Source organism: Alkalibacterium sp. s-m-28, assembly GCF_054658175.1.
Genome location: NZ_BAAGIQ010000112.1, coordinates 1 through 5,572 on the forward strand (window position 1 = coordinate 1; position 5,572 = coordinate 5,572).

4 protein-coding genes, 1 other RNA gene and 1 pseudogene are annotated in these 5,572 nt (G+C 41.0%); all 6 read right to left on the bottom strand.

Going from position 1 to position 5,572, the window contains the following annotated elements:
- Positions 1 to 126: 126 nt before the first annotated feature.
- Positions 127 to 324: pseudogene (locus ACYQ4S_RS10590) on the bottom strand (ATPase); the annotation flags it as partial.
- Between the two features lie 138 nt (positions 325 to 462).
- Positions 463 to 669: a copper chaperone TcrZ gene (tcrZ, locus tag ACYQ4S_RS10595; RefSeq protein WP_062532177.1), complete on the bottom strand. Its 207-nt coding sequence runs from the start codon at positions 667 to 669 to the stop codon at positions 463 to 465.
- A gap of 83 nt (positions 670 to 752) precedes the next feature.
- Positions 753 to 3,218 (bottom strand): heavy metal translocating P-type ATPase, encoded by a 2,466-nt coding sequence (locus ACYQ4S_RS10600; RefSeq protein ID WP_459771052.1) that lies wholly within the window; start codon positions 3,216 to 3,218, stop codon positions 753 to 755.
- A 12-nt stretch (positions 3,219 to 3,230) separates the two neighbouring features.
- On the bottom strand, positions 3,231 to 3,686 hold the full coding sequence (locus ACYQ4S_RS10605; RefSeq protein WP_459771048.1) for a CopY/TcrY family copper transport repressor: 456 nt from the start codon (positions 3,684 to 3,686) through the stop codon (positions 3,231 to 3,233).
- A 324-nt stretch (positions 3,687 to 4,010) separates the two neighbouring features.
- Positions 4,011 to 4,375: a transfer-messenger RNA gene (gene ssrA / locus ACYQ4S_RS10610) on the bottom strand.
- Positions 4,376 to 4,498: 123 nt separating this feature from the next.
- The gene (locus ACYQ4S_RS10615; protein ID WP_459771050.1) at positions 4,499 to 5,413 is read right to left on the bottom strand and encodes a 2-dehydropantoate 2-reductase; all 915 of its coding nucleotides are present in this window, start codon (positions 5,411 to 5,413) and stop codon (positions 4,499 to 4,501) included.
- Positions 5,414 to 5,572 lie beyond the last annotated feature (159 nt).

A 5,572-nucleotide genomic window follows, 5' to 3' on the forward strand; every position in this document is an offset into this window, starting at 1 on the left:
GTCACCCTTGTGACCTTAACTGAAACCATTCAAGTGTTTGTCAAGGGCAAATGCGGCTCCGATTGGTATAGTCAGTGGGCCTTCACCACCTTTAATTTTTAGTTTTCATAAAAAATTTGACAGTTCCGGCAATGACTTTAAAAAGAGTTCCTTGAAATCTCCATGGTGGTGATGATCGTGCCCGCCATGCCCACTGTGGTCATGACCAGCATGATGATCGTGATGCCCCCCGTGATGTTCCATTTCATTATGGTCGTGTTTTGATTGATTCATGCCGCCGTGATTATGATGACTATGTGACGAATGTTTTTTGTTATTACTCATTTTTAATTCCTCCTTATTAGATTAGAGGCTGACTTTAAAGTTTTAGAACCCTCTCATCTAACACTGCATATAATTATCATGAAAAGGGTTCTATACTTTATCTCTATCTACTATCTATGAATAAATGGTATTCGTACTTTATGCACTTAATACTGAATAGTTAGTTTCTGCTAAAGCAGCATTGAGCGTTTCGGTATCAATCTCTGTTTGACTTTCAAGTACTGCTTTTTTAGTCGCTAAATCAACCTCTACAGATTCAACCCCTTCAATAGCTGAAAATTTTTCTTGCACTGTATTGGCACAACCTGCACATTTTACGCCATCTAATAAGACTTCTTTTTTCATTATTCTATTCCCCTTTTTATTTTTTATCTTCTCCTATTATTAGAATAGGAAGAAGTTTAAATCCCAGATAAGCTACGTGTTTTCTAAACAACTGCTGGTTTGAATCGTCTTAACCGTAAAGCATTGAGCAAGACCGACACCGAACTGAAACTCATGGCGACTGCCGCAAACATTGGACTCATCAATGGTCCGCCAAAAATATACAAGAGACCCATCGCAACTGGAATACCTACAAGGTTGTAAGCAAAAGCCCAGAACAAGTTTTGTTTAATGTTTCGTAGCGTTGTATGACTTAAATCAATCGCAGTCAATACAGCCGTTAAATCGTTACGCATTAGGACAATATCAGCTGATTCTATCGCCACGTCCGTACCTGACCCAACTGCAATTCCGATATCTGCTTGAGCTAATGCGGGTGCATCGTTAATGCCGTCTCCAACCATCGCTACCTTCTTGCCTGTTTCTTGTAGTTTTTTGACTTCTTCTGCTTTATCTTCAGGTAATACTTCACTTAATACATGGTCAATACCCACCTGCTTAGCAATCGCTTTGGCTGTACGTTTGTTATCTCCAGTAATCATGATTACTTCAACACCGCGTCTTCTAAGTTCTTTAACAGCCTTCATACTATTTTCCTTGAGTGTATCAGCTACTGCGATAATTCCAGCTAGTTCTCCATCAACAGAGAGATACATCGGTGTTTTTCCTTCGTCTGCTAAACGATCGGATTCTTTTTCCATGCTTGATAAATCAATTTTCTGCTCTAGCATCAGTTTACGGTTTCCAATGTACATATCTTTGCCCTCAATTTCAACTCGAATCCCGTGTCCAGGAATCGCTTCAAAATGATCTGGTTTAGCTAATGTCATGTTCTTTTCTTTTGATTTCTGTATGATGGCTTCGCCTAATGGGTGTTCAGAACCTGTTTCACCGGAAGCTGCATAATATAAAAGATTTTCTTTAGTAATAAGAGGAGTTACCAAAATATCCGTCACGATAGGTTTTCCTTCTGTCAGTGTCCCTGTTTTATCAAATACAATCGTGTCTAAATTATGAGTGGTTTCTAACGCCTCACCACTTTTTATCAAGACACCATGTTCTGCCCCTTTTCCGGTTCCAACCATAATACTTGTTGGAGTCGCCAAACCTAAGGCACATGGACAAGCAATGACAAGGGTTGTTATGATAACGGATAAAGCAAATATTCCAGATTGACCTGCAATTAACCAAGCAATCCCTGCTAAAACGGCTAATGCTATAACAATCGGTACGAAATATCCGGTAATGATATCGGCCATTCGAGCAATGGGTGCTTTAGACCCTTGAGCATCTTCTACTAATTTTATGATTTGAGATAGAGTTGTATCACTTCCCACTCGAGTCGCGCGGTAATCAATGGAACCATTTTTATTGATACTAGCCCCAATAACCTCGTCTCCTCTTTCCTTTTCCACGGGGATACTTTCTCCTGTCAGCATTGATTCATCGACTGAAGTGCGTCCCTCAACAACAACACCATCTACAGGCATACTTTCTCCCGGACGAACTCGAATAACATCTCCTAAAGCGACTTCGTCCACAGTAATCTCTTGTTCCACACCATTACGTATTACTCGAGCTGTTTTAGGAGCCAAGTTAACTAATTTTTCAATAGCTGAGGACATTTGCCCCTTTGAGCGTTCTTCTAAAAATAGCCCTAATGTATGGAGCGCCAAGATAACTCCAGTTACTTCATAATAAAGTAAATCGGCAAAGTTGCCGTAACCCATGCCTGTCCCGATTGTCGCAGCAAGGCTGTAAACAAATGCAGACGCCGTACCAAGCGCAATCAGGGAATCCATATTTGGGTGACCTTTAAATAAACTTTTGAATCCCTTCTGGAAATATTCCCAGCTTACTACCATTATCGGCAAAGTCAGAATAAGTTGTAAAAGAGAAAAATTAAATGCATTTATCATTGGGTCAACGATATTTGGTAGAGGCATACCGACCATATGACCCATGGATATAATTAATAAAGGGATTGTAAATATAATGGATATCCCAAAACGATTTAAAAGTTGCTTCATTCTTTTTTCTTTTTTCTCACGCTTCTCTGCTCGTGAATTATCTTGAGTATCCGTAGTCTCTAATACGGCTGCATAACCACTATTGGATACAGCATCAGTCACATCAGATACTGAAATTGCTGACGGGTTATAAGAAACTTGCATTTTTTCTGTCGCTAAATTGACTGAAGCTTTATCTACGCCCGACAACTTTCCGACAGCTTTTTCAATTGTCTGTGCACAGGATGCACAGGTCATCCCTTCAATTGCAAAGGTTTGCGTCTTTCCCTCTTGGGCAATCAGTTCATACCCTGAATTATCCACCGCTTTTTGTAGATTTTCTACCGAAAAAGTTGCTTCATCGTACTCTATACTTAACTTCTCTGTTGCTAGGTTTACGGAAGCCTGTGTGACCCCACGAACCTTTTTTGCTGCTTTTTCTACTGTCTGTGCACAAGACACACAGGTCATACCTTCTATGGCAAATGATTTATTCTCCAATTTTTTCACTCCTTATTCTCCATGATGATGTAAATGGCAATCGCATTGCCCTTCTGCACACTGACAATCAACTTCTTCTACTGCGAAAGCTTTTTTCATCTCTAATATTTCTTCTAGCCGTTGGATATCATCGAAACTTAAAGTATGATTCTTAATGATACTCTCTATTACATTCCCGACATTCTTCCGACAAATACGATCGAAAATATCGTTTGTAAAACTTCTTACCGCTTCTTTCTCTTCGATATTTGCCGAATAAATATATTTTCTACCTTCTTGCTCTGTATTCAGTGCGCCTTTTTCCACGAGTCGACCTAAGAGCGTTTTGGTTGTCGCTTGTTTCCAGTCCATTTTTTCTTTCAATATGGAGATGACTTCTTTACTAGTCACTCGACCATTCGCCCAGACTACACGCATAACTTCCCATTCAGCATCTGTGATATGAGAGTTAACTACTATTGTACTCATTCTCTTTCCCCCCTTATTGTTTACATGAGTAAACGTAAATGTTTAAGATAAGTTTACTATTGTAAACCATTCTTGTCAAGTCTTTTTTAAATAAATGTAACCAGCTATTATTGCCTTTGTTTTCCTATCTTTACCCAATACTAATTATAAGGTTACCATTGATTTACTTTTATTGATTTTATTACCACTCTCCTTTTCTTTTTTATAATCACACTCAGTAATCCTTTTTCGTCTAGTCCGTCTCCCTAAAAGGATATTTAAGGCTATACAGACGACAAAAAGGCCAGAAGCTCTGATTAATCAGCACTTCTGACCTGTATTCTATTATGGAGTTGAGGGGAGTCGAACCCCTGTCCAGACACATTGGCACTCAAGTATCTACGTTCATAGTCTTACTACTTAGAATTCGCTAAGCATTAGCCGTAAAACAGGCATCATGCGCCGCTAGTCTGTTAATCTCTTTCTATTCTTACAGACGGAAAGAATAGACGTATCCCACTTATTATAGGACCCGGTGCCGAGCACATGGGCGATGCCGGTCGGATCACGCTAAGCTGTTTTTACGCAGCTAAAGCGTAAGAATTGTTGTTATTGTTTGCAGTTAATTTAACTGTGACGTTGGTACGCAGCCGTCACCTGCGAAACGCAACTCAAGCTCAATCTGTGCCTGTCGAATCCGTAACAACCCCGTTACAGTATAGAGCTGTCTCTCGTGCTCTGTAAATAGTATACCATAATCCGGTTTAAAAAGAAAGTCCGTTCGCTTTCTTTTCGTAAGTTGCTACGTGATCAGACCGACTGAACTGCACACTTTATCTGGCTGTTTCAATCCCAAGAACAGCTTCTTTTGCATGAATCAGATCTGTCATTCGGCGGCAATGGGGAGCTTCTATTCCGTACTTTTCGGCTGCCTCCACTACTGCACCGTTCAGATAATCAATTTCTGTCGGACGTCGGTTGAAGAGATCCTGATGCATCGACGGGTAGTGCGATCCCAGACGAGATGCCACTTCTTTAAGGTAGTGAATCATTTCAACTCTGTCGATTTCGATATCATCTTGAGCTTTCGCCACAGCTGCGAATTCGTCAACGATTCCGTTGAGCAGGGAATCGATAGACGGCGATGCATCCAGCAGTGCACACAGGGCATTCATTGTGCCGTTGATGCACGCTTTTCTCCAAGTCGTGTACTTGACATTCTTGCTGTATTCTCCGAAAAGGCCGCTGTCCTTGAGTATATTGACTATGACACGTGCGGCTTCTTCCTCTTCAGGATGGCTGTTCTGCAGCTCAACTGGACCATTCCCGTTCAGCTGCGTTTCACCTGGGGCAACAATTCCAGCAGTCCAGACAGTCGTTCCCATTATTATATTTCGTCTGTCGACAAATGCTTCAAGAGTTTTAAGGTGTCCCAATCCATTCAACAGACAGACAATTTTAGTTTTTGTACCGATGAGATGACTGATTTGAGTCATCATCTTCTCCAATCCCATCGCCTTCGTGAATACAAAGATAACATCCATTTCACCAGATACTTCTTCCGGTCTGGAAATAGTCATTGGAAGTGTACCTTTCGCACCATTAACTGAAACAGTCAGTCCGTTATCTCTAATTGCTTCAATGTGGTCTTCCCAATAATCTAGAAGCGTCACGTTCTGTCCGTTTTTCTGAAGCATATATCCGAATCCGCATCCAAGCGCCCCCGATCCTGCAATTGCTATATTCATCAATCTTATCCCCTTCTACTAGTTAGCTGCTGTTGACACTCCCACAGCTAAAGCAGTGGGATTCTTAAGTGCTTTGTCGAACGCAGGCCATTTCTGTTTTGTTCAAGCCTTAAGTTTAAGGGTGTGCCATCACCCCTCCCATGGCAGAGCCTATAGCTC

Bases quoted from the DNA above. Each gene is read 5' to 3' on its own strand.
- tcrZ (WP_062532177.1), bottom strand. From the start codon at position 669: ATGAAAAAAGAAGTCTTATTAGATGGCGTAAAATGTGCAGGTTGTGCC.
- ACYQ4S_RS10605 (WP_459771048.1), bottom strand. From the start codon at position 3,686: ATGAGTACAATAGTAGTTAACTCTCATATCACAGATGCTGAATGGGAA.
- ACYQ4S_RS10615 (WP_459771050.1), bottom strand. From the start codon at position 5,413: ATGAATATAGCAATTGCAGGATCGGGGGCGCTTGGATGCGGATTCGGA.